At 49.8% G+C, this 697-nt stretch carries 1 protein-coding gene; it reads right to left on the reverse strand.

Annotation, left to right across the window (positions count from 1 at the left end):
* Positions 1–697, reverse strand: a 697-nt coding sequence (locus A3729_RS03785; protein WP_156497626.1) for an ABC transporter permease subunit, incomplete at both ends; no start/stop codon positions are given.

The raw sequence follows: 697 nt of genomic DNA on the forward strand, positions 1-697 counted from the left end.
TAGGTAGTACGACACGCCAGAGTGTTTCAGCTTTGGTTGCGCCCAAGGCCAGGCTACCTTCACGAATGGATCTTGGAATACGTGATAAGCCTTCTTCAGTCGCTACAATAACCACTGGCAATGTCAGGATCGCTAGCGTGACTGAAGCCCATAACAAACCACCGGTACCTAGCGTCGGCGCGGGTAATGCCTCAGGGAAGAAGGCCTGATCAATACCTGAGCCCAGGAAGTAAATAAAGAAGCCCAGGCCAAATACACCGTATACGATAGAGGGAACACCGGCGAGGTTGTTAACCGCGATTCGGATAATTCGGGTAATTGCACCCTGGTGTGCATATTCACGCAAGTAAACAGCGGCGATAACGCCTAGTGGTGTCACCATGATAGACATGACGATTACCATCAAAACCGTACCGTAAATAGCGGGGAAGATACCGCCTTCTGTGTTGGCTTCACGCGGGTCATCGCTAACAAACTCAACTAGCTTCTCAATATAGAAGGAGATCTTCTCAGCCAGCGACATTTTGTTAGGCTGGAATGCGCGAACAACGTGGGCTATCTCGATTTCTCGCTCTTGGCCATCCGCTGTTGTTGCGACGAGACTGTCACGATTGATTTGCGTGTATAAATCACTCAGGCGTGATTGCAGCCCTTTGTATTGATTATCGAGCGCTGCGCGTTCTTCTTTAAGCGCTAA

Source organism: Oleiphilus sp. HI0043, from assembly GCF_001634935.1.